The sequence below is a fragment of the Mesorhizobium tamadayense genome, from assembly GCF_003863365.1.
GTDB classification, from domain to species: domain Bacteria; phylum Pseudomonadota; class Alphaproteobacteria; order Rhizobiales; family Rhizobiaceae; genus Mesorhizobium; species Mesorhizobium tamadayense.
Genome location: NZ_RQXT01000062.1, coordinates 1 through 22,248, shown reverse-complemented (window position 1 = coordinate 22,248; position 22,248 = coordinate 1). Strand labels below are relative to the sequence as shown.

Here is a 22,248-nt window from a genome sequence, read left to right as displayed (position 1 = left end):
GCAAGGCGTGAAAACGATTTCTTGAGGCTCAAGATGAAAGATCCAGTTCTCGAGATGCGCGGCATCCACAAGCGCTTTCCCGGTGTGTACGCGCTGAATGACGTCAGCTTTGCCGTGCGCAGAGGCAGCGTCCATGGCGTGATCGGCGAAAACGGCGCTGGCAAGTCGACGTTGATGCGCGTCCTTTCCGGTGCCTTCCTTGCCAATGAAGGCGAGGTGGTGGTCGACGGCGCTGTCGTGCCGACGCCGACGCCCCAGCGGATGCTCGAGCTTGGCATTGCAGTCATTTACCAGGAACTGGCCCAGGCGCCCCACCTGACGGTTGCCGAGAATATCTTTCTTGGCCGATTGCCGAAGACCGGGCTCGGCACCGTCGACTGGCGCAAGGCCAAAGCCGCGGCTCGCGAGGTGTTGGACAGATTGGGTTTCCGGGTTGATCCGGCCGCCCGGATCGATGCGATAAGCGTAGCCCAGCGCCAAATGGTGGAGATCGCCAAGGCGATCGCACGCGAAGCGCGCATCGTGGTGCTCGACGAGCCGTCCGCCGTCCTGGGCGACGCCGAGTTGGAACACATGTTCATGACGATCCGGCGGCTCAGCGCCGAACAGGGCGTGTCCTTCATCTACATCACGCATCGTCTCAAGGAGCTCTACGAGATCTGCGACGACGTCACCGTGCTGCGCGATGGCCAGGTTGTAGCGTCCATTCCGCTGGCGCAGACGACAACCGCCGACCTCATTCGCCACATGGTCGGGCGGGAGCTCAAGGACGTGTTCCCGCCCCGTTCGAAACCGGGCCGGGAGGTGCGCCTGGAAGTGCGCAACGTCTCGCGAGCCGGCGTTTTGAAGGATATTTCTTTCGATGTCAGGCAAGGTGAGATCGTCGGCATCTGCGGTCTCGCCGGGGCCGGTCGGACGGAGGTGCTGCGCGCAATCGCCGGCGCCGACGCGATCGACAGCGGCGAGATCAGGATCGATGGCAAGGCGGTCGCAGTCGATGGGCCGCGTGCGGCGCTCGCCCACGGGATCGGCTTACTGCCGGAAGATCGCAAGACCGAGGGTCTTTTCCTAGAACAGTCGGTTGCCTTCAACGTCACCGTTTCCGAACTGGCAGCGATCGTCCAGGGCGGCCTAATCAGCCGCAGGCGCGAACAGGAGCAGGTTTCCCGCTTCATTCAGCAGATGCGCATCAAGACGCCGAGCGCCGATGCCAAGGTGCGCACACTCTCGGGCGGCAACCAGCAGAAGTGCGGCATAGCCCGGCAGTTGCACGCGGGAACCAAGATCCTTCTGGTGGATGAGCCGACGCGCGGTGTCGACGTGGCCGCCAAGCGCGAGATCTACGACCTGCTTGTCGAGTTGACCTCCAAGCGTGGTGCGGCCGTCGTGATGGTCTCGTCCGAGCTTCCGGAAATTCTAGGCCTTTGCAACCGCATCGTCGTGATGCGGGAAGGCACCGTCACGGCGGTCCTGGAGGGGGAAGGCGCGACCGAGGAAACCATCATGGCCCACGCGGTCTGGCAGTAAGGAGCGAGATGGGCATGCGCAGCTACCAACAGTTCATCGGTGGGCGGTTCGTTGCTGGTTGGGGCACAGGATCAATTGAACGCAGAGCGCCAGCTAGTGGCGAGCGGATCGCGACCTATGCCGACGGCTCGCCAACGGATATGGATCTCGCGGTCGAATCAGCACGCATCGCGTTCGAGGAGGGGCCTTGGCCGCGCATGAGCGGCATGGAGCGGGCCGAAGTGCTCAACCGGCTTGCCGAACTCATCCGTGCCAATCGTGAACGGTTGCTGGGGATAGAGGTCGAAGAGGTTGGCAAGCCGATAAGGTTTGCTCGGGGCGACATCGACGGCGCGATCGGCCTGACACGCTACGCCGCCTCCCTTGCCATGCAGATGGCGGGTCTGTCCTACACCAACATCGGCGAGGGCAAGACAGCGCTGGTCACGCGCGAGCCGGTGGGGGTCGTGGCGCTGGTTACGCCGTGGAACTTCCCGGCCCTTATTCTGTCCCAGAAGGTGCCGTTCGCGCTCGCCGCCGGCTGCACGGTCGTGCTGAAGCCGTCCGAATTCACATCCGGTTCGGCCTTCGAGATCGCGGCGCTGGCGAGCGAGGCAGGGCTGCCTGCCGGCGCCTTCAATGTCGTCAGCGGCTATGGCGCGACGGTAGGCGATCACCTGACAACGCATCCCGGCATCGACTTCGTTTCCTTCACCGGATCGACCCGCACCGGCAGCCGCGTCGTCGCCAACACATCGCGCCACCTGGTCAAGTCCTCAGTCGAGCTTGGCGGCAAGTCGGCCAACATCGTCTTTGCCGATGCCGACCTCGATGCCGCCATTGACGGCGCGCTGATGGGTGTCTTCTTCAACAACGGCGAATGCTGCGTGTCAGGCTCGCGGCTGTTCGTTCAATCGTCCATCGCCGATCAGTTCATCGCGAAAGTGGTCGCACGGGCGCGCGCGATGAAGGTCGGCGATCCGTTCGACGAAGACACCGACATTGGGGCGCTGATCGACAGCAATCATCTGGAAAAGGTGGCGGGATTCGTCAGGGGTGGGATCGAGGACGGCGCGGAGCTTGTTCTAGGCGGCAACATTGCGGGAGGAATGGCCGGACACTTCCACGAGGCAACCATCTTCGATCGCGTCGAGCCGCGCATGGCGATCTTCCGCGAAGAGATCTTCGGCCCTGTACTCAGCATCACCCGGTTCGACACAACAGACGACGCGGTGCGACTGGCCAATGATACCGCCTATGGCCTGTCGAACTACATCTGGTCGAAGAACATCGACACCGTCCTCACCGTGGCCAAACGCCTGAGGAGCGGCTGGGTCCAGGCCAATACGATTATCGATGGTGCGCCGCAGCTTCCGCTCACCGGCGTCAAGGGCTCCGGTTTCGGTTACGAAATGGGACAGGCCGGTTTCGAGGAGTTCACGCAGCTCAAGACGCTTCTAATCCAGACCGGATCTCGTGCCCCGGTGTTCCCGATCCGAGGCGGTCAATGACCACCCCCCGCCTCATCGTTTCCGACGTCGACCGGACCTTGCTCACCCACGACTATTTGCTGCCGCAGCGGGTCGCCGATGCCATACGCGTGGCTAAGGACAAAGGAACCGTCGTCGTTCTGGCGACCGCACGTTCTCCGCTCGGTGTGAAGCCATTGGCGGACCGGCTGGGTATCGCCGATCTCGTCATCGCGTTCAACGGCGGCTGGATCGGCAATGTTGCAACCGGGTCCACGATCTCGCAGCAGCGGATACCGCGCGCCGACGCCCTGCGTGCCATGGCAACGGCGCAAGCGGCAGGCGTCCGGCCAATGTGGTTCACCGGTGATGCAGTTTTTGCACTGACCGACGACCCGCTCGTCGCACGCGAAGCCGCGGTGACGAGGGAACCCTTATTCGTAGCAGAAACGCTTGAAGCGCTTCCGGGCGAACCCGGCAAGATCATGTGCGTTGCCGGCCGGGCCTCCGACCGGGAAGCCTTCGCATTGCTCGGCCAAACGCTTGGCGAACAGCTGTCCGTGTCGGGATCGCATCCGCGCCTGCTCGAGATCGGGCCGCCGGTGGTATCGAAGAAGACTGCAATAAGCCTCGTCACAGCGCGGCTTGGCTTCGCGCCTGATGAATGCGCGGCCGCCGGCGATGCGGAAAACGACGTCGAAATGTTGGCCTGGGCGGGAACCGCGATGACCGTAGCAAATGCTGTGCCGCCGGTCATGCAGCTTGCGCACTTCGTTGGACCGTCCTGCGACGAGGGCGGCCTGGCCGATGCCATAGCCTGGCTGATGCGGAGCCGGGAGCCGAGATCCACTGCCGCGCAATGAATGGGAGGAAGGGATGGTTGAGATGACGACAAGACAAGCATCGGCCGTGCTTCAGCCGGGGTCCATGGGACGCCTACGCGGTTGGGCGCAGAGCCTCGGGCTGCTCTGGGTTCTGATCGTGCTGTGTGCCTTCGCCATATACCTTTCGCCGAACTTCGTTCACATGGGCAATGTGCTGAACGTCGGTCGTCAGGTCGCTCTGTTCGGCATCGTCAGCGTCGGCATGACCTTCGTTATCCTGACACGCGGCATCGATCTTTCGGTCGGCTCGATTGTTGGGGTCGTGGCGGTGTCGACGGCGCTGATGATTTCAAACGGCGTTTCGATACCACTGGCCGTGATCGCCGCGCTTGCCATCGGTGCCTTGTTTGGCGCGGTGAATGGTGCGGGCGTCGTTTTTTTCGGCATGCCGCCCTTCATCATGACCTTGGGTACGTTGGTGATGGGCCGCGGCATAGCCATGACGATCGCCAATGGCGAACCGAAGGCGCTTGGCGATGCTGCGGATGCCTTCGCTTATCTGGGCAGCGGATTTCTGCTCGGCATCCCGGTTCCGATCTGGCTTTTTGCCGCCATCGCCGCCGTAGCCTTCGTCGTCCTTCGTCACACGCCGTTCGGGCGCCAGGTCTATGCCGTCGGTTCGAACACCGAGGCCGCGCGGCTGGCAGGGATAAGCGTGCCCCGAACCCTGATGTCGGTCTATGTGATTTCTGGCCTGCTATCAGCGCTGACCGCTCTGGTTTTCGTGTCGAGGCTAACAGTCGGCGAGCCGACCGCGGGAACTAACCTGGAGCTTGAAGCAATCTCGATCGTCGTCATCGGCGGGACTAGCCTGTTCGGCGGCGAGGGCGGCGTGATCGGCACGGTTATCGGCGCCGCGATCATTGCTGTAATGGCTAACATTCTGAACTTGCTCGGCATTTCGCCCTTCACGCAACAGATCGTCAAGGGCGCCATCATCATCGCTGCGGTGATGTTCGAGGTCTACCGCCATCGCGTGCGGTCCTGACATCCAGGCGTGTCCGGTCCTGCCGCAGCAGGCCGGTTGGGGCGGCTGGAAAGCTAAACTGAAGTCCAAAGGAGGAGTTTTGAAAATGACCACTCGCAGACATTTCCTACGCACGACCGCGCTGGCCGCCACCCTGGTGGCAGGCTGCATGCTGACCGGCGCCGCCTTCGCCGAGGAGAAGATCAAGATCGGCTTTAGCCAAGGCACCATGAATCACCCGTGGCGTGTGGCCATGGTGGAGGGCAACAAGAAATATGCCGCCGAGCATTATCGGGACGTCGACTTCATCGTCACCGACGGCAACAACGATGCATCCAAGCAGGTGGCCGACGTTGAAAACCTGATCGCGCAAGGCATCAAGGTGCTGATGATCTCGCCGCTGACCGAGCAGGCACTGACGCCCGTGGTCAAGGAGGCCATGGATGCCGGCATAAAGGTCGTCACGCTCGATCGCAAGGTCAATACGCCTGTGACGGTGCATGTCGGCGGCGAGAATCTGCCGCTCGGCGTCGGCGCGGGCGAGTTCCTCGCCAAGAAACTGAATGGCAAGGGCGCCATTATCGAGTTGCAGGGCACCGCGGGCGCTTCCGCCACCATAGACCGCAACAAGGGCTTCGCCGAAGCGATCGCGAAATATCCGGACATGAAGGTCGTCGCTTCGCAGAACTGCGACTACACACGCGACAAGGCGGTCAAGTTCATGGAGGATATGGTTCAGCGCTTCGGCCCGGGCCAGATTCAGGCAGTGTACGCGCACAATGACGAAATGGCGCTCGGCGCCATCCAGGTCCTCGAGACTGCCGGGCGGCTTAACGAAGTGGCGGTTGTCGGCATCGACGGCCAGGAAACCGCGTTCGAAGCCGTCAAGCAGGGCAAGCTCGCGGCGACCTTCGTATACCCGTTCGTGGCGCCGGAGGGAATCGAGACCGCCTATAAGGTCGCCAAGGGCGAGCAGGTTCCACCGACCATCACGCTGCCCACAGTTTCCGTCACTGCGGACAATATCGCGCAGATGATCGGAAAGGGCTTCTGAAGCCACGATCAACTGGGACGCCGCAACCTGCGGCGTCCCGCAAATTTTGAAGGGATCCGATGATGAGCGAGAAAAAGCTATTTGTTGCCCAAGGCGTCATTCCAGCCTGCCTGATGCCGTTCAGCGCTGACCTGGCTGTCGACGAGGCCGCCTATCGCCAGCATCTTGGCGATGTCGGTTCCGTGGAGGGTATCTCGGGCATCACCATCAACGGACATGCTGCCGAAGTACACGCGCTCACAATCGAGGAACAGTTCCGCGCGATCGTCGTGACCAAGGATGTCCTGCAAGACAGGGTCCCGACAATCGTCGGCGTCTACACCAATTCGAGCCTGGAGGCCGCCCGCATCGCTGCCTATGCAGAGCGTGAGGGCGCCGACGCGCTTCTGGTGTTCCCGCCCGACTTCATGACGCTTGGCGGGCACCTGAGGCCCGAGATGATCTACGAGCACCTGCTGCGCATCACGGGCTCGTCGCGTTTGCCGATCATCCTGTTCCAATATCCGCTCGCCTCCAATCTCGCCTACCCGTTAGCAACGTTGCTGGAATTGTGCCGCCGCTTCCCGTCCATCGTCGCGATCAAGGACCAATGCGGTGACGGTAACCTGCATGAACGTCAGATCCGGGAACTGAAGGCGCTCGATCGGCCCGTGAACACGCTGACCACCCACAGCGCCTGGCTGCTTGGGTCTCTGGCTCTCGGTTGTGACGGGCTTCTGTCGGGGGCCGGAAGCGTCATCGCCGATCTACAGGTCGCGCTGTTCCGCGCCGTGCAGGCGAATGACCTGAAGACTGCCAGGGCAATCAACGATCGCATTTATCCGACAGTCAGGGCTTTCTATGACGCGCCGCTTCTCGATATGCACAATCGCATGAAGGAGGCGCTTGTGATCCTCGGCCGATTGGATGAAGCCCATGTCAGGCCGCCACTGATGAAGCCTGGTGTTGCTGAAATCGAAAAGATCCGCGGGTTGCTGGCCGAGGCTGGTCTCGGCGCGGGCTACAGAAAGGTCGCCTGATCGATGACCGAAGCTCTTGTGCGGACCGAGGAGCCGTCTCCCGGCATTCGCCTGCTGACGCTCAATCGGCCCGAAAAGCTCAATGCGCTGTCAAAGGCATTGCTCGGCGAATTGCGCGACCTGCTCGCCATCTGCGAGGCTGATGCCGGTGTTGGCTGCGTGGTTCTGACCGGAGCGGGACGTGCCTTTGCGGCGGGGGCGGACATCTCCGATATGCTGGAGCGCGGTGTTGCCTCCTACAGCGATCCGGAGCGGCTGGCTTGCTGGCGGGCGATCGAGGGCTTTTCCAAGCCGATCATCGCCGCCGTCAACGGTTATGCGCTGGGAGGCGGGCTCGAACTCGCGCTGATCTGCGACATCATTCTCGCCTCTGAGAATGCGAGATTTGCCACGCCAGAAATCAAGATAGGCTCGTTTCCGGGTGATGGTGGCACGCAGCGCCTGCCACGTCTGGTCGGCAAATCGTTCGCCATGCAGATGGTGCTGACCGGGGAGATGGTCGACGCGGCGCTGGCAGAACGCAAAGGACTGGTCAGCGAAGCAGTCGCGCCTGAGAGGTTGCTGCCGAGGGCCCTGGAACTCGCGGCCTCGATTGCTGCCAAGTCGGTCGCCATCACGCCTTATGCCAAGAGGGCGGTGTTGGCCGCGTTCGACACCGATCTGAAATCCGGGCTGGAGATCGAGCATCGGCTGACGGTTGAGGCATTCGCGAAGGAGGACCGCGTCGAGGGCCTGCGAGCCTTCGCCGAAAAACGGTCGCCTGTGTTCAAGGGCAGGTAGGCCCTCGCGATCTGGCGCGAACTAGGGTGGAGAGATCTATGTGGGACTATATCATCGTCGGCGCCGGTTCGGCGGGCTGCGTGCTGGCCAACCGCTTGTCGGAAGATCCCGAAGTCAAGGTGCTGCTGGTGGAGGCTGGCAGTCGCGATTGGAATCCGATGATCCATATTCCCGGCGGCATCGGCAAGTTGTTCGGCCCCGGCGTCAACTGGCGCTTTCATACCGTCCCTCAGACGAATCTCGACAACCGCTCCATCTGGTATCCGCAGGGGAAGACGCTCGGTGGGTCGAGCTCGATCAACGCCATGATCTATATCCGCTGTCAGAAGGAGGACTACGACAATTGGGCGGCGCTCGGCAACGAAGGGTGGGCTTACGAGGACATCCTGCCCTATTTCCGAAAGTCGGAGGACAATGACCGCCTGGTCAACCGCTACCACGGCCAGGGCGGACCGCTATGCGTTTCCGATCAGGTAGGCCCGCACCCGCTGACGCGAGCCTTCGTGCGCGCTGTGCAACAGTATGGCCTGCCCTATAATCCGGATTTCAATGGCGACACTATGTATGGCGCCGGTTTCTATCAGGTCACGTGCCGAGATGGTCGCCGCCGTTCGTCAGCCGTCTCCTATCTGCATCCGGTCAGCAATCGCACCAACCTCACGGTGAGGACGCATGCCCGCGTCACCCGGGTGGTGGTCGAGAACGGCCGCGCGGTTGGCGTTGAACTGGCGGAAGGGCGATCGCGGCAGGTTCTGCGGGCCGATCGTGAAGTGATCGTGTCGGCGGGTGCGATCAACTCGCCACGCCTGTTGCTGCTGTCCGGCATCGGACCTGCCGATGAGTTGAAAGCGCTTGGGATTGCTCCCGTGGGCGATCTTCCGGGCGTCGGCCGAAATCTGCAGGATCATCTATGCACTAACGTCCATCTGACCCTGAAGGACCCGATCAGCTATGACGGTCAGGACCGCTATCCCAAGGCTTTGCTGCACGGCATCCGTTGGTTGCTGTATCGCAACGGCCCTGCCGCTTCGGTTATCGTTGAAGGCGGTGGTTTCTTCCAAACCGAGGGTGCGACACGGCCCGACCTGCAGATCCACATCGCGCCAGCAATGGTGGTGCGCGGCGGTCAAACGCGGCTTGATGGACATGGCTTCACGATCAACTCGACGTTCCTGCGGCCGCGCAGTATAGGTTCGGTCAAGCTTCGCTCCGCAAGCCCTGCGGATGAGCCGCTGGTCGATCCGAATTATCTTTCGGATCCATACGATCGTGCCATGGCGCTCAAATCAGTACGGATCATCAGGGATGTGCTGGCACAGAGTGAGATCGCCAAGTTCATCAAGGTCGAGCGACTACCAGGGCCGGCCGCGAGAACCGACGAGGAGATCATGTCCTATATCAGGCAGTATGCCTGCTGCGACTACCACCCGGTGGGCACCTGCAAGATGGGAGTCGACGACATGTCGGTCGTTGATCCAGAGTTGCGAGTACGAGGAATAGAGAGATTGCGGGTGATCGATTCCTCGATCATGCCGGTACTCATCAGCGGCAATACGAACGGCCCGGCAATGATGATCGGAGAAAAGGGCGCGGACCTCATAAAGGGCATCCGTTCTGGCTGCTCGCATCCCGCAATGGCGGCGGTCGCCTGACCAGGGGCCATCCATGCAATTCCTCGTTCTGTCTCGCCGGCGGACTGACCAGTTCAGCGACGCTGACTTCAAGCAATTGGTGCCCAGCGAGGGTGCCCAGGCCCGCTATCTCTATGGCATCGGCTTCACAAGGCAGATCTGGCATCGCGGCGACATCCCCGGCGCGTGCCAGATTGTTGAGGCAAAGGATGAGAGCGAAGTTCACGAGAAGCTGGCGACGCTCCCGCTGGCGAAGGCGGGGATGCTCGATTTCGATGTCGTCCCGCTGAAGCCATATACGGGTTTTAGCAAGCCGTGATGGCAGCCGACATTCCGCTTGCGGCCCAAGCTGCCTGTCGGCAATGCGCCTGATAGTCGCCGTCCGCCGATCCCCCTCGCCAATCCTGGAAGCTGCCGTACGTTCACCTTCGGCCGGCGGCTAACATGGACATTTCCGCCCGACGGCTTTTGGCAAGATCGGCGTTGATAGGTGCCTGTCGCGAGGCCAGCCGCAATGCGGATTGGGCTGCCCTCTGGCGGCAATATGATGCCGCCGATTGGGCGCAGATGAAAATCCGTATGGGCGAGGCGACCAATGCCGCCAGCTACACCACGCCCTGGGACACGATCCAGGCGACTGACGTCGCGTTCGCGACGACGTCAGCCGCAGGTTTGCAGCCGCCCTTGTGCGAGTCGGACTCATCAATACCGGCATTCTCACAATGAATTTGTCGCCTCACGAAAGAAAACGAAAATGATCGAAAATATTTGACGAGTACGAGGAGAAGGATGACCGCAGAAGTAAGTACGGCGGGCAAACAATGGATTCAGGCAATCCGTGCCGACAGCCTGCCCATCGATGACGCGACGCGCATCGAGCACAAGGGAGCCTGCATCGCGATCTTCAATCTCGGCGGCAAGTTCTACGCGACAGCGGGGGTCTGCACGCATGCCCATGCGTTTCTTTCCGAAGGCTACATCGATGGGCAGACAATCGAGTGCCCGTTGCACCAGGGACTGTTCCACATTCCCACCGGCACGCCGCTTTCACCGCCAGTCACCGAGCGGCTGAAGACCTACGAAACCAAGGTGTCGGACGGCTACGTCCACATCCTGGTGGAAGGAGGAGAGTGACTTGAACTTGTCGGGACATATCCCGGGCTGAAACCAAAATATGGGAGGAAACCTAAAATGCTGAAACTATCACGTCGTCATCTGCTCAAGACTGCCGCGGCACTTTCCGTTCTCGCCGCCTCGCCGCTGACAATAGTTCCGGCCTTCGCCGAAGACTCCGTCCATGCCGTTCTCAACGGCTTGATCAAGAAATATTCCGACGAAGCCAAGACCGGCATGTCGAACGGCGACGTCAGCGCGCTGTTCGAGAGGGACGGTTTCCGCGATTATCTCGACGTTTACCCGGTCGGCGATCTCGCCGGCGGATTCGTCTGGAAGCCGGGCATGGGCGCCAGCTTCGTCGGCCCTTACAGCAAACTGCAGATCAAGGCGCCTTTCACTGACTATCTGCCGTTGCCTGAAGGTCCGGTGCTCGACGCCAGCAAGAAATACCGCATTGGCCTCGTCTTCCATGGATTCAACCATCCTTGGCTGATCAGCCTTGCCGATACCGCCGCCTGGGAGGCCAAGCGCCATCCCAATATCGAGTTGGAGGTGATCGACGCTGAATTCGACGACAACAAGATGGGCCAGGTGATCGATACGTGGATCGCGAAGCAATATGACGGCATCGTACTTTGGCCGAACCGTGAAGCGCCGATGGGCCCGCCCGTCGACCGTGCTGTCGCCGCCGGCATTCCGGTCGTCAGCCTCGACCGCCGCACCTCGTCCGAGCAAATCAGTTCGGAGGTTCTCGGCAATTTCTATGCAAACGGTCTCCAGCAGGGCCTGTACCTCAAGCATGCCGCGCCGGAGGGCAATATCATATTCAACCGCAAGGACCTCGGCAGCACCGCGGATTCGATCCGCACCGGTGCTTTCCTCGAGGCGATCGGCAACACGCCGGGCTACAAGGTGCTGGCCAATTATCACACCAACAGCCAGCGAACGCAGGCGTTCAAATCGACCGCAGATGCCCTCCAGGCATTCAAGGATATCTCAGTGTCGTTCAACACGGGCGGCGAGGAGGCCATGGGCGCTCTCGACGCGATCCGCGAGGCCAATCGGCTGAACAGCGCGCCGGGCGGCAAGAAGATCATGATTCTCGCCAACGACGACGCCCGCGAGGTGTTGAAGGAGATCAAGGCCGGCAACATCGAGATGGTGTCGCCCTACACGCCGCTGATCGGCGACATCGGTATCCGCGCCGTCGTCATGCATATCGGCGCCAAGGCGGGCCTCAACGAAGCGCCGCCGAAGCTGATCATGACGCCGAACCTGCCGATGATCACCAAGGAAAAGATGAACATCGAAGGCATCGAGACGCTGACGCCCGACGAATGGCCCTATGCATATGGCCCGGAGGTCTCGGGCTGATATCTGCTCCCAAGCCGGCTGCCGGACCCTCTCGCGGGAGGGACGGCAGTCGTTGACCCGAGGTAGGCGAGCGCGTCATGACGATGAATACTCTTGAGACAAAGATGGTCGAACCCGCTTTGCCGGCGCGGCCTGCCGATGCTTGGCGGCACCTGAGCATCGGCGCTATGAGCCGCGCGGCGGTGCTGGTTGCCCTCGTCATTTTCGGGCAGGCGATCGCACCGTCCTTTCTTTCCCTTGCCAACATTCACGTCATCCTTCTGGCCGTGGCCGCGATCGGGATCATGGCCTACGGCATGACGCTGGTCGTCATTACCGGCGAGATCGATCTTTCCATCGCTGGCGCCGCAATCCTCTCCTGTGTCGTCGGGGGGCTGCTGATCCCGACCGGATCGGCGGTACTGGTCATCGGTGCTACGCTCTTGACCGGCCTGGTTGTGGGACTGGCCAACGGTGCGCTCGTGGCGGCTCTGGGCATTCCGTCGCTTATTGTCACACTGGGCACGCTTGGGATCGGCCGCGCGCTCGCCAACATCGTCTCCGGCGGACAGGCGCTCTATCCAGAAGGGCTCAATGCGTATCTTTGGCTTGGTCGCGGCCAATTCGCCGGTGTTCCGGTGCCCGTTGTGCTGCTCGTCATCCTAGGCGCGGCAGCGGTCGCGCTTACCAGATATTCGACCTTTGGGCCGGCCCTCTACGCGACCGGTGGGAATGTGAGGGCGGCCAAACTTTCGGGTATCAACGTCGTTGCGGTGCGTGTCACAGTCTTTGCGATTTCCGGCGTTTGCGCCGCGCTCGCCGGCATGCTTGAAAGCGCGCGCCTGTCCTATATCAACCCCGCTGGCTTCGAAGGCATGGAGCTTTCCGTGCTTGCAGTAACCGTCTTGGGCGGCGCAGCCCTGACCGGCGGCGTCGGGTCGATCAGCGGCACGCTGACGGCTTCGCTGATCATCGGCATCGTCAACAACCTTCTCAACCAGCTGGGCGTCTCGATCTACCTGCAGCAGGTGGTGACGGCGGTGGTCATCCTGGCGGTGGTGCTGCCCGGCATTCGGCAGCGGGAGATCGCGAAATGAGCGCCATACAGCTTTCAAGCCCCTCCGCGTCGCGCGTGATCCCTTTCCTGCTGGATCTGGCGCGCGATCCGATCGTCTGGCTGATCGCGCTGATCTTCGTCGTCGGCGCGATGACCTCGCAATATTATCTTACCACCCTCAACCTCGAAAACCTGATGCGCAACGTCGCCGTCATCGGCCTTTTGTCGCTTGGCATGACCGTAGTTCTGCTGACAGGCCGCATCGACCTTTCGGTCGCCGCGCTGATGATCTTTTCGATCGTCGTCGGCGTCGTCGTGATGACCGAGATAGCGCCGCTGATTGGCAGCCGCTGGCTGGTGCGCGGCAACACCTATGCCGGCCCGATCGTACCGGTCATCTTGATCGCGCTGACGACGGGCGCCGCCATCGGTGCGATCAACGGCATCGGCGTGGCGTATTTCAAGGTTGCGTCCTTCATCATGACTTTGGTGTCCTTGACGGCGCTGCGCGGCTTCAACTACGTGCTCACGGACGGGCACCCTTATTACCTGAAGGCGCCGCTTTATCAGTGGATCGGTGACAGCAAGTTCGCCGGCATTCCCGTCAGCTTCCTGCTTTTTCTTCTCGTGCTTCTCGTGCTGATCGGCTTCGTCAACGGCACCGTGCGCGGTGGCCGCTTCTACGCCATAGGCGGCAACGAAAAAGCTGCGCTCTACGCGGGCATCAACACGCGGCGCTACGTGGTGCTGGCCTATGTCATCAGCGGGCTATGCGCGGCAATCGCTGGCATCGTCTTCACGGCACGGCTGAAGTCGGTCGACGCGCCGCTCGCTGCCGGCTATGAACTCACGGCGATCGCCATTGCAGTGATCGGCGGCACGGCGCTGTCCGGCGGCATCGGCTCGCCCTGGCGCACGCTGCTCGGTTCCGTCGCTTTCGCCGCTGGTCTCAACCTGCTCGCCATCTGGGGCGTTGGCACCTGGTACCAGAACCTTGCAATCGGCATCGTACTCATCGCATCCGTGGGCTTGTCGAAGATGAGCCGCAAGAAAAGCAAATCATAATCCATCCAAGGGAGGCATTGCATGAGCGGACACCTCACGCTCGGAATTGACATCGGAACGACGAACGTCAAGGCGGCGATCCTTGACACCAACACCGGCAAGGTGGTGGCGTTCGGCTCGCAGGAGCATCCGCTCTTTCATCCGTTTCCCGGCTGGGCCGAGCAGGACGCCTCCAACTACTGGTCGGCGGTCGTCTCCTCCGTGCGCCAGTGTCTGGAGCAGGGGCGCTTCGCCGACGACATTGCCGCCATCGCACTCTCCGGCCTGGTGGGCGTGACGCTACCCGTGAGCGACCAGGGCAAACCGCTTCGGTCCGCCATGATCTGGATGGACTCCCGCTCGGAAGAGGAATGCGAGGATATCCGCCGTAGCGTGGGCGAGGCGACGATCAACAAGAACAACGGCAACCGGGTGGCGCCGTGGTTTATCGATCCCAAGGCACTGTGGATCAAGAAGCACGAACCACATGTCTTCAACGCCACGCACAAGTTCCTGTCGCCATCCGGCTACTGCACCTACCGCATGTGCGGTAACTTCACGATGAACACCGGCGACGCTGGACTGGCCTATGCCTATGAGTACCAGAAGGAGCGCTGGAACGAGTCGATCGCCAAGGCGATCGGCATTCCGCCGGAGAAACTCCCGCGACTCTATCGATCGCATGAGATCGTCGGTGAGGTAACCAAGCAGGCGGCGGAGGAGACGGGCCTGCGGCCAGGCACCATCGTGGCCGCTGGCGGCACGGATATCAGCTCGGCGGCGCTCGGCGTGGGTGTCACCAAGTCCGGCGAGGCCTACTACTCCATGGGTACGGGGTCCAACCTCGGCATCATGATCCCGACCGAACAGGATGTGCACGAGTACCGGATCCTGAAGTGGCCCCACGTGCTGCCCGGTCTCACCATGTTCGATGGCCCTATGGCCTTCACCGGTGCGTCGCTGAAATGGTTCCGCGACCAGTTTGGCGATTCCGAATTCCGACTGGCGGAGCGGATGGGCCACAATGTGTTCGACCTGTTCACCGAGCAGGCGAAGCAGGTGCCGGCATGTTCGGACGGTCTGCTTTACCTGCCTTATCTCGGCAACACGCTCTCCCCCAACTGGAATAGCAATGCCTGTGGCGCCTTCTTCGGCGTCCGCCCGACGACGACGCGGGCGCATTTCATTCGCGCATTGATCGAGGGCGTCGCCTTTGATCTCTATTCCAACGTTCGCATCGCCAACGAAGCCGGCGTGAAGGTGGACGGACTCATCCTGAATGGCGGACCAACCAAAAGCCGGTTCTGGAACCAGATCACCGCCAACGTGGTCAACCTGCCTCTCAAAGTGCCGGACATTGGTGAAGCGGCACCGATCGGCGACGCCATCCTCGCCGGCGTCGCCGCGGGCCTCTATAAATCGCCGACGGAGCCGTTGGCGGATATCGTCCGAATCAAGGAAACGATCGACCCGGATCCCAGGCTGCACGAGCGCTACCACGAATTCTTCGAGGTATGGTCGTCCTTCTACCAGAACGTGCGCGGCGACATGGATCGCCACAGGGCGCTGCTCAACAAGTACCATTCGGGCTGATTGTGATGGGCGCGCCACTGCTGGAACTCAAGTCGATTCGCAAGACGTTCCCCGGCGTCGTTGCGCTGGCCGATGTCACCTTCGACCTGAAAGCCGGCGAGGTGCATGCGCTGGTCGGCGAGAACGGTGCCGGCAAGTCGACGCTGCTGTCGGTCATGAACGGGCTCACCGCCCCCGACAGCGGCGAAATCCGTATCCAGGGTCAGCCGGTGGTGCTGAGTGGCCCGACGGTGGCGCTCGCCAATCGGCTGGCGCTGGTCCACCAGGAGCTGGTTCTGTGTCCGAACCTCAGTGTTGCGGAGAACATATTTCTCGGCCGCGAGCCGAAGGCGCGCCTCGGCCGCGGCAATCGAGTGGCGCTCAATCGTATGGCTGAGGACCTGCTCGGCGAGATCCATGTAAACCTCGATCCCGCGCGCAAGGTCGGTGAACTCAGCCTGAACGAACAGCAGATCGTCGAGATATGCCGCGCGCTGGCCAGCCGCCCACGTGTGCTGGTCTTCGACGAGCCGACCGCCTCACTCAACGACGATCAGGTTGGGCATCTTCTCGGCATCATCCGGAAGCTGAAGGCCAACGGTCTCGGCGTCATCTATGTCTCGCATCGGCTGGGCGAGGTGCTCGACATTTCCGACCGGGTGACGGTGCTGCGGGACGGCCATGTGGTTGGAACGCGGGAAATCGCCGGGCTGCACGAGGCCGCCCTCGTTTCGCTGATGGTGGGGCGCGAACACAAGCCTGGCGAGGCCGCGTACAAGGAGCGGCAATACGGCGCTGTCGCCCTTGAGGTGAAGGCGATCAGCAAGGCCAGCGTCTTCGACGATGTCTCGTTAGAAGTGCGGGCGGGCGAGATTGTCGGCATCGCCGGCCTGCTCGGCTGCCAGCGCGAAGCTGTCGCGCGCTCCATCTTCGGCGCCGCGTCGATCGATCGCGGTGAAATTCGCATCCGTGGAAAAGCGGTGGCGCTGCGCTCGCCGCGCGAGGCCATCCGTGCCGGCATTGGTTTTATGCCAGCGGACCGCAAGGGCGAAGGGTTGGTCCTGCCGATGAGCGTTGGCGACAATCTCGGCATGGCGATCCTGCGCCGTCTCGGCCGTTTCGGCTTGCTGAAACGCCGGCAAAAGAACGCAACTGCGAATGAGCTGGTTCGCAAGCTGGCGATAAAGGTCAGCGGTCTTTTTCAACTCGCCTCGCAACTGTCCGGCGGCAACCAGCAGAAGATCGTCATCGGCAAATGGATCGCTCGCGGCGGGGATATCGTCATTGCGGAGGATCCGACCCGCGGCGTCGACGTCGGCGCCAAATTCGAAATCTGGTGCACGATCCAGGGTCTGGCCGACGAGGGCAAGGCGGTGCTGCTGCTGACGACCGAACTCCAAGAAATGATGGATGCGTGCGACCGCATTCTCGTGATGAGCCGTGGGAGAGTAACCGGCCATTTCGATCGCAAGGACTTTTCGGCCGAAGCGATCGCCCATTGCTTCGTGGCTTGACCCGCAACCGATAGCGCCATGGAAACAATGAATTTTCCCTCCGCCCGACACCCAGGCTAGTTCTTCTCCGAAGGCAGCAACATGAAGGAGGATCCGCATGCAGGGCGATAATTCTGCCAGCTATGCCGGAATCGGTGGCATTGGCAGCAAAATCTGGCCGCTGACCGGGCCGGAGATCATTTCGCGCGACAAGCTGAAGACGCTCCGCACGCGCACGAACCGGCCGGGACTGATCAGGCTTACGGTGCACCTGTCGGCGCTTGCCCTGGGAATTCTGGCCGTCTGGCTGTCCGCAGGCATGCTGTGGCTGCAAATTCCCGCTATGCTCGCCTACGGCATCGTCATCGTTTTGCTCTTCGCACCGCTACACGAATGCTCGCACGGCACGGCCTTTCATTCGCGGTGGATCAATCATGCCGTGGGGTTCGCGGTCGCGGCTTTCACGTTCCGCCCTTTCCTCTATTTCAAATATCGCCACGCCGCGCATCACACCTTTACGCAGCACGAGGATCACGATCCCGATATCGTGCCGTTCCCAGCGTCGATGCGCGACTATTTCGGGCAAATCCTGGGCCTCTCCTTTTGGCCGAAACTGGTGGGCACCCTGTGGCGCGGTTCGACGGGACGTTTCACCGAAGAGGAGCGTGAGTTCCTGCCGGAATCGGTGTTCAAACAGGTGATGTTGGAAATCCGCCTGCTGGTCCTGGCCTATATCGCCATCGCAGCGGTCTCGATCTATTTCGGCAGCACCATTGCGCTGGTGTACTGGCTGTTGCCGCGCTTTATGGGCGAACCGGTGCTGCGCGCCATCCGCATGGCCGAGCACACCGGTGCTGAAGAGAGCCCGAACCTGCTCGCCAATACCCGCACCACTCTGGCGAACCCGGTGCTGAGGATGCTCTACTGGAACATGCCGTTCCATGCCGAGCACCATCTTGCCTCCTCGGTACCGTTCCATGCCCTGGCTCGGCTTCACGAGGAAGTCTCGCCGCACCTGGAGTGCGTCAGCAAAGGGTATTTCCAGGTGCATCGTGAGATCATCCGCGAGGTGCTGAGGAACGGTCGGGCCGGCACCATGTCTGCCGGTCAAGGGGCCTGAACGGTGGTGGCTCTCGGGAGGACGGCCGGAGTAGTAATTGTCGGCGGCGGGCACGCCGGCGGCCGCACGGCGGAGCGGCTTCGGCACGGCGGCTTCGCCGGGCCGATCGACGTGATCGGGATCGAAAGGGAGCTGCCATACGAGCGGCCGCCGCTGTCGAAGACTGTGCTGACGTCCGCCGAAGCGCCGACGAATGCCTATCTGCTGCCCGCGGCGAAATGGAACGAGATAGGCGTGACCTTTCACGTGGGCGTCGAGGCAACCGGCATCGACAGACGGACCAAGTCCGTGACGATCGAAGGCCGTGGCCCTCTAGCCTATCGCAAATTGGTGCTGGCGACGGGGCTGTCGCCGCGCAGGATCACCACTCTGGAACCGGTCGCGCACCGGACCGCCTATCTCCGCTCCTTCGAGGATGCGCTGTCGCTACGCAGCCGGATCCTTCCGGATTCGTCGATCGTACTGGTCGGAGCGGGGCTGATCGGCCTCGAAGTTGCAGCGAGTGCAGTCAAGCTTGGCGCCCGCGTCACCGTGCTTGAGGCCGCAGATCGGCCGTTGAGCCGGCTGCTCCCCGGTTATCTGTCGCAATGGATCGCGGAGGTACATGAGCGGGCCGGGGTTCGCATTCTCTGCGGTCGGCAAATAGCCGCATCGGAATCGCTTGGCGAGACGGCATGCCTGCACCTCGACGACGGCTCGAAACTGCAGGCAAATCTGGTGCTGGTCGGCATCGGCGGTACGCCCAACGACCGCCTGGCGCGCGAGGCGGGGCTCGATACCGACAACGGCATCGTCGTCAACGCGTTCGGCCAAACCAGCGACCCGGACATTTTCGCCGCCGGCGACGTCGCCGCGCACGATAACCCATTTTTCGGCCGCCGCTGGCGCTTGGAATCTTGGAAGAATGCCGAGGACCAGGCGGGCATCGTCGCCTCTTATCTCTGCGGCCGGCCGACGTCCTACGGCGAGGTGCCATGGTTCTGGACCGATCAATACGACCTGAACATCCAGGTGGCCGGCTTGCCCGGCGCGGGCAGGCTTGCCTATGAGCGAGGCAAGCCCGGCGCGCGCGCCTATCTCGCCTATTTCACCGAAGGAGAACGGTTGATCGGCGCGGTCGGCGTCGCCTACGGCCGTGACATCCGCATCGCGCGCGAAATCATCAAGGCAGGCGGCAAGCTGGATGCGGCGGACCTCGTCCGCAAGGGATTCGCGCCGTTTGCCGCCTCGCTTGCAAGGCGCGCGTCGTGATCGGCTCGCCCGCTGCGATCTGTTTCGAGCCGAACCGGCCGCTGGCGGTTGAAACCGTGCGGGTGGCGCCGCCTGGCCATGGCGAAGCCATGGTCGAGATCGTCGCCTCCGGCCTTTGCCACACCGACCTCACAGCATTGGACGGCGTCAACGCCACGAGCGTCTATCCGCTGATACCGGGCCACGAGGGCGCTGGACGCGTCGTCGAGGTAGGCGAAGGCGTCATCGGCCTGGCGCCCGGCGATCACGTCATTCCGCTCTACGGCCCGGAGTGCATGCATTGCCGCATGTGCAGGAGCAGCCGCACCAATCTGTGCTGGACGATCAAGCCGACACGCGACAAGGGCGTGATGCCGGACGGCACCGCGCGCTTCTCGTGGGACACCGCCCCGGTGCATCATTTTATGGGCACCTCGACGCTGTCGCGCTACACAGTCGTTCCCGAGATCGCCTTGGCGAAAATCCGGAAGGATGCGCCGCTGGATAAGGTGTGCCTTTTCGGCTGTGGCGTCACCACCGGTGTCGGCGCCGCGCTTTCCGAGATCCGCGAAGGTGACGCGGTCGCTGTTTTCGGACTGGGCGGTATCGGTATCAACGTCATCCAGGGCGCGCGGTTGGCCGGTGCGACGACGATTATCGGCGTCGACATCACCGACCGGAAAAACGAACTTGCCCGCGCCTACGGCATGACGGACTTCATCAATGCGGGGCGCGAGGGCGCGAAAGTCGTGCAGGCGATCCGCGACCTCACCGCAGGTGGTGCCGACGTCGCGTTTGAATGCACCGGAATCGTGCCGGTCATGCGGCAGGCCTTCGATTGCTGCCATCCGGCCTGGGGAACAGCGGTGTTGCTTGGCGTCGAGCCGCCCGGGGCCGAGATGGGCTTTCCGCCGGTCGGCGTGCGTTATGGCAGAACCATTCGCGGCAGCTATTTCGGCGGCGTGAAAGGACGCAGCGGACTCGGCCGCTTGATCGATTTCTACATGGACGGCGAGCTTGATCTCGACCGTCAGATCACCCACACGCTCGCCCTCGACCAGGTCAATCGCGGGTTCGACCTGATGCGGACGGGAGAGTCCGTACGAAGCGTTATCCACTTCGAATGACCGGCGACCTTCCCGACAGAGAATCTGGCTACGTCTTCCGCGACCGTTACCCTGAGCGAACCGAGGTCTATCACCGCTTTGACGAGGCGAGCGCCGCTGCCCGTGCCACACTTCGGTGCGTTTGCGATTTGCCTTACGGTGCGCATCCGCGCGAGGTGTTCGATTTGTTTTCCGCCGGGCAAGGCGCACCCCTGGTGGTTTTCGTCCATGGGGGCTATTGGCAAAGCCTGGACAAGACCCGCTATTCCTTCGTCGCGGCCGCGCTGGTCCGGAGCGGCTTTTCCGTCGCACTGCCGAACTATCCGCTGTCGCCGGACGCCACCATGGAAAGGATAGTCGAGAGCATTGGCGGCTGCCTGCCTGCGATCCTGAGCGCCCTTCGAGCGCCGCCGCCGTTCTGGATCGCTAGCGGCCATTCTGCTGGAGGCCATCTTGCCGCCACACTCGCGATGACAACACGATTGGAGTCCACCCAGCTCGCAGCCTGCGTGCCAATCAGTGGCGTTTTCGATGTCGAGCCTCTAGTGGAGACGTCGCTCAATGTGGCGCTGCGGCTCGACCGTCTGCGCGCTGCGAAACTCAGCCCGATTCATCAGGCGCCGCCGCCCTGTATGCTCGCGGCGATCGTCGGCGCCGATGAGACGCCCGCCTTCCTTGGTCAGTCGCGGGGTTTCGTCGAACATTGGAGGCGCTCCGGCCAAAACACTCGGTTGGTTTCGATGCCCGCAAGAAATCACTATACGATCCTTTGCGACATGCTGGAGGAGCGCTCGGAAATCGCGCAAGAGGTCACCCGGACAGCGGAAGCCTTCCGGCAAAGAGGTAGTTGATGAGCGTAAACAAGCTTCATTTCGTGAACTTCAGCCAATTGCGCTCCTTTTACGCTGTTGGGCGCGAGCTCAGTTTCACCAAGGCTGCGGATCTCCTTTGCATCGGCCAGCCCACCGTCACCACCCAGGTGAAGGCTCTCGAAGAGACCTATGAAGTCCAGCTGTTCCTGCGCACGCCGCGAGGCCTCAAGCTGACCGACGCAGGAGAAGCGCTTCTCACCGTCGCGAGGCAGATTTTCTCGCTCGAGGAGCAGGCGGTCGGGATTCTTCGCGCGGAAGGCAATCAGATTTCCGGCAGGCTGCGCGTCGGCTCCGTCGGTCCGTTTTTCGTCATGGAACTGCTCTCGCAATTTCACGCCCGATATCCGCTCGTTCAGGTATTCCTCGACAGCGGCAATTCGGACCTCATCTACAACAAGTTACTCAACTACGAGGTGGACCTCGCCATCATCGGCCGCGATTATGACGATCCGCGTCTCGACTTGATCCAGCTCGGCCGGCATGAAGTAATCGTGTTTGTCCATCGCGAGCATCCATGGGCCGGTCGCCAGCAGATCGATCTTGCGGAGCTCGATGGGCAGCGGATGATTTTTCGTGAATCGGGATCGGTGACGCGACAAGCGCTGGCCGAGATATTGGCGCAGCACCGTGTGCGCCCAAATGTGCTGATGGAAGTTCCACGCGACGCCGTGCGTGAAGCCGTTGCCGCCGGGCTGGGCGCGGGAATCGTCTCGAAGACGGAATTTCAACCGGATGAGCGCCTGAGGCCGCTGCGGATTGCCGATCACAAGCCGTTCACGGAATCATTCGCGGCCTGTCTGAAGGGGCGGCAGGAGCTTCGCCCGATCAAGGCGTTCATGAAACTCGTGTCCGAGCTTGTGACTCCGGCGCCCGTCCAGGAAAGCGTTGCGGATCTCTGATGACGCGTCGGTGAGGAGAATGACGGCACTTTTTCAATGGCCGCTTCGGTCGACGCCGCCGCAGCGAGGGGACTTA

At 62.1% G+C, this 22,248-nt stretch carries 21 protein-coding genes; all 21 read left to right on the top strand.

Annotated elements, in window-relative coordinates:
• Window positions 1–33 precede the first annotated feature (33 nt).
• Window positions 34–1,527: a sugar ABC transporter ATP-binding protein gene (locus EH240_RS31935; protein WP_125006051.1), complete on the top strand. Its 1,494-nt coding sequence runs from the start codon at window positions 34–36 to the stop codon at window positions 1,525–1,527.
• A gap of 14 nt (window positions 1,528–1,541) precedes the next feature.
• The gene (locus tag EH240_RS31930) at window positions 1,542–3,017 is read left to right on the top strand and encodes an aldehyde dehydrogenase family protein (RefSeq protein WP_245436573.1); all 1,476 of its coding nucleotides are present in this window, start codon (window positions 1,542–1,544) and stop codon (window positions 3,015–3,017) included.
• Window positions 3,014–3,838, top strand: coding sequence for a Cof-type HAD-IIB family hydrolase (locus tag EH240_RS31925; RefSeq protein ID WP_125006046.1), 825 nt, complete (start codon window positions 3,014–3,016; stop codon window positions 3,836–3,838). Before EH240_RS31930 ends, EH240_RS31925 begins: the two co-directional genes overlap by 4 nt.
• A gap of 22 nt (window positions 3,839–3,860) precedes the next feature.
• Window positions 3,861–4,847: an ABC transporter permease gene (locus tag EH240_RS31920; protein ID WP_245436564.1), complete on the top strand. Its 987-nt coding sequence runs from the start codon at window positions 3,861–3,863 to the stop codon at window positions 4,845–4,847.
• An 85-nt stretch (window positions 4,848–4,932) separates the two neighbouring features.
• Window positions 4,933–5,880 (top strand): substrate-binding domain-containing protein, encoded by a 948-nt coding sequence (locus EH240_RS31915; protein WP_125006042.1) that lies wholly within the window; start codon window positions 4,933–4,935, stop codon window positions 5,878–5,880.
• A gap of 62 nt (window positions 5,881–5,942) precedes the next feature.
• Window positions 5,943–6,899, top strand: a complete 957-nt coding sequence (locus tag EH240_RS31910) for a dihydrodipicolinate synthase family protein (protein ID WP_245436562.1) — start codon at window positions 5,943–5,945, stop codon at window positions 6,897–6,899.
• 3 nt (window positions 6,900–6,902) lie between these two features.
• Window positions 6,903–7,679 carry an enoyl-CoA hydratase-related protein gene (locus tag EH240_RS31905; RefSeq protein WP_125006038.1) on the top strand — a complete coding sequence of 259 codons (777 nt, stop codon included), beginning with the start codon at window positions 6,903–6,905 and terminating at the stop codon, window positions 7,677–7,679.
• 38 nt (window positions 7,680–7,717) lie between these two features.
• Window positions 7,718–9,331 (top strand): GMC family oxidoreductase, encoded by a 1,614-nt coding sequence (locus EH240_RS31900; protein ID WP_125006036.1) that lies wholly within the window; start codon window positions 7,718–7,720, stop codon window positions 9,329–9,331.
• 13 nt (window positions 9,332–9,344) lie between these two features.
• Window positions 9,345–9,629: a muconolactone Delta-isomerase family protein gene (locus EH240_RS31895; RefSeq protein WP_125006034.1), complete on the top strand. Its 285-nt coding sequence runs from the start codon at window positions 9,345–9,347 to the stop codon at window positions 9,627–9,629.
• A gap of 125 nt (window positions 9,630–9,754) precedes the next feature.
• On the top strand, window positions 9,755–10,036 hold the full coding sequence (locus tag EH240_RS31890; RefSeq protein WP_125006032.1) for a hypothetical protein: 282 nt from the start codon (window positions 9,755–9,757) through the stop codon (window positions 10,034–10,036).
• A 63-nt stretch (window positions 10,037–10,099) separates the two neighbouring features.
• Window positions 10,100–10,444, top strand: coding sequence for a non-heme iron oxygenase ferredoxin subunit (locus EH240_RS31885; RefSeq protein WP_125006030.1), 345 nt, complete (start codon window positions 10,100–10,102; stop codon window positions 10,442–10,444).
• Window positions 10,445–10,501: 57 nt separating this feature from the next.
• Window positions 10,502–11,800, top strand: coding sequence for a sugar ABC transporter substrate-binding protein (locus tag EH240_RS31880; RefSeq protein WP_125006028.1), 1,299 nt, complete (start codon window positions 10,502–10,504; stop codon window positions 11,798–11,800).
• 77 nt (window positions 11,801–11,877) lie between these two features.
• Window positions 11,878–12,876: an ABC transporter permease gene (locus tag EH240_RS31875; protein WP_125006026.1), complete on the top strand. Its 999-nt coding sequence runs from the start codon at window positions 11,878–11,880 to the stop codon at window positions 12,874–12,876.
• Window positions 12,873–13,901 carry an ABC transporter permease gene (locus tag EH240_RS31870; RefSeq protein ID WP_125006024.1) on the top strand — a complete coding sequence of 343 codons (1,029 nt, stop codon included), beginning with the start codon at window positions 12,873–12,875 and terminating at the stop codon, window positions 13,899–13,901. The genes EH240_RS31875 and EH240_RS31870 overlap by 4 nt, the downstream gene beginning before the upstream one ends.
• Window positions 13,902–13,922: 21 nt before the next feature.
• Window positions 13,923–15,473: a xylulokinase gene (locus EH240_RS31865; RefSeq protein ID WP_125006022.1), complete on the top strand. Its 1,551-nt coding sequence runs from the start codon at window positions 13,923–13,925 to the stop codon at window positions 15,471–15,473.
• 5 nt (window positions 15,474–15,478) lie between these two features.
• Entirely contained in the window at window positions 15,479–16,966 is a 1,488-nt protein-coding gene (locus EH240_RS31860) for a sugar ABC transporter ATP-binding protein (RefSeq protein ID WP_167484259.1), read from the top strand.
• A 97-nt stretch (window positions 16,967–17,063) separates the two neighbouring features.
• Window positions 17,064–18,065, top strand: coding sequence for a fatty acid desaturase (locus EH240_RS31855; protein ID WP_125006018.1), 1,002 nt, complete (start codon window positions 17,064–17,066; stop codon window positions 18,063–18,065).
• A 3-nt stretch (window positions 18,066–18,068) separates the two neighbouring features.
• Complete coding sequence (locus EH240_RS31850) at window positions 18,069–19,316, top strand: NAD(P)/FAD-dependent oxidoreductase (protein WP_125006016.1); 1,248 nt, start codon at window positions 18,069–18,071, stop codon at window positions 19,314–19,316.
• Window positions 19,316–20,422: a zinc-binding dehydrogenase gene (locus EH240_RS31845; RefSeq protein ID WP_125006074.1), complete on the top strand. Its 1,107-nt coding sequence runs from the start codon at window positions 19,316–19,318 to the stop codon at window positions 20,420–20,422. Before EH240_RS31850 ends, EH240_RS31845 begins: the two co-directional genes overlap by 1 nt.
• The gene (locus EH240_RS31840; RefSeq protein ID WP_125006014.1) at window positions 20,419–21,252 is read left to right on the top strand and encodes an alpha/beta hydrolase; all 834 of its coding nucleotides are present in this window, start codon (window positions 20,419–20,421) and stop codon (window positions 21,250–21,252) included. The genes EH240_RS31845 and EH240_RS31840 overlap by 4 nt, the downstream gene beginning before the upstream one ends.
• A gap of 23 nt (window positions 21,253–21,275) precedes the next feature.
• On the top strand, window positions 21,276–22,172 hold the full coding sequence (locus EH240_RS31835) for a LysR substrate-binding domain-containing protein (RefSeq protein WP_167484258.1): 897 nt from the start codon (window positions 21,276–21,278) through the stop codon (window positions 22,170–22,172).
• Window positions 22,173–22,248: the final 76 nt, after the last annotated feature.